The following is a 1,352-nucleotide window of genomic DNA, read 5'->3' on the forward strand; positions in this document are numbered from 1 at the left end:
GCCCCGCAGTTCCAGCCGGTCGCCCCGTTCACCCAGCTCGACCCCGCCGACCGGGCCGCCCTCCCGGACGGGCTCGCCGACGCGTACCCGATCGGTCAGGTGCAGCTCGGGATGCTCGTCAAGATCCTCACCGACACCGACAGGCACACGTACCACAACGTGTCGGCCTTCCCGATCCACGACGGAGCGGCCCTCGCCCCCGACGCCCTGCGTCGGGCGGTCCGGACCGTCGTCGACAGGCACGAGATCCTGCGGACGTCGTTCCGCCTTGACGGTTACTCCACGCCGCTGCAACTCGTCCACGCCGACGTGCCCTTCGAGGTACGCATTCTCGACCTGCGGGGCACCGACGTCGAGGCGGGTCTGCGCGGCTACCTGGCCGCCGAACGGGCCGCCCCGTTCGCGCCGGAGGAGGTCCCGCAGATCCGGGTGGCCGGGGTGATCGGGGAGGGGACCGACTGGTGGTTCGTCCTGACCATGTCGCACGGCATCCTCGAAGGCTGGAGCCACCACGGGCTCCTCATGGAGATCCTCGACGAGTACCGGCAGGTACGCGACACCGGTAGCCCCCTGGACTTCGCCCCCCTGCCGGTCCGGTACGCCGACTTCGTCGCCGCCGAACTCGCCGCCCTGCGCTCCGAGGACGACGAGGCGTACTGGCGCGGCGTGGTGGAGCAGCCCCGGTTCGCCCTGCCCAGCGGCTGGGGTGCCCCCGACTCCGAACCCGAGTTCCAGTGCGGCACCCGGGTTGCGCTGCACGACCTGATCGACGGGTTGAAGGAGGTGGCCAGCCGGACCGACACCTCCCTCAAGAGCGTGCTGCTCGCCGCCCACCTGAAGGTCCTCAGCCAGCTCACCGGTGACGCCGTCTTCACCAGCGGCCTGGTCTGCCACGGCCGACCCGAGGTGACCGGTGCCGACCGGGTGTACGGCATGCACCTGAACACCCTGCCGTTCCTGCACCGGGGTTCGGGGCGTACCTGGGCGGAGCTGATCCGGGAGACCTTCGAGTCCGAGTTGGAGCTGTGGCCGCACCGGCACTACCCGCTGCCCGCCCTGCAACGGTTCACCGGTGGTGAACGACCGCTGGCGACCCTGTTCAACTACCTCGACTTCGAGCAGGTCGACACCGACCGGGTCGGGTTCGACGACGCCATCTACGAGGCGTCGAGCGAGTTCGACCTGCACGTCTCCACCCTCGACGGGACGTTGAGCATCCTCAGCCGACCCCACGTCGTCAGCTACCCCAACGTGCTGCGCCTCGGTGGGATGTACCGGGCGGTGTTGGAGGCGATGGTGGCGGATCCGGGTGGGGATGCGCGGGTGGTGTGTCTGCCTGTGGGTGAGGTGTC

1 protein-coding gene is annotated in these 1,352 nt (G+C 70.0%); it reads left to right on the top strand.

Annotated elements, in window-relative coordinates; translation table 11 throughout:
* The coding region (locus ABT336_RS27410) for a condensation domain-containing protein (RefSeq protein ID WP_350900494.1) at positions 1–1,352 on the top strand (1,352 nt) is incomplete at both ends.

It is taken from the genome of Micromonospora sp. NPDC000207, from assembly GCF_040300925.1.
In the GTDB taxonomy this organism is placed as follows: domain Bacteria; phylum Actinomycetota; class Actinomycetes; order Mycobacteriales; family Micromonosporaceae; genus Micromonospora.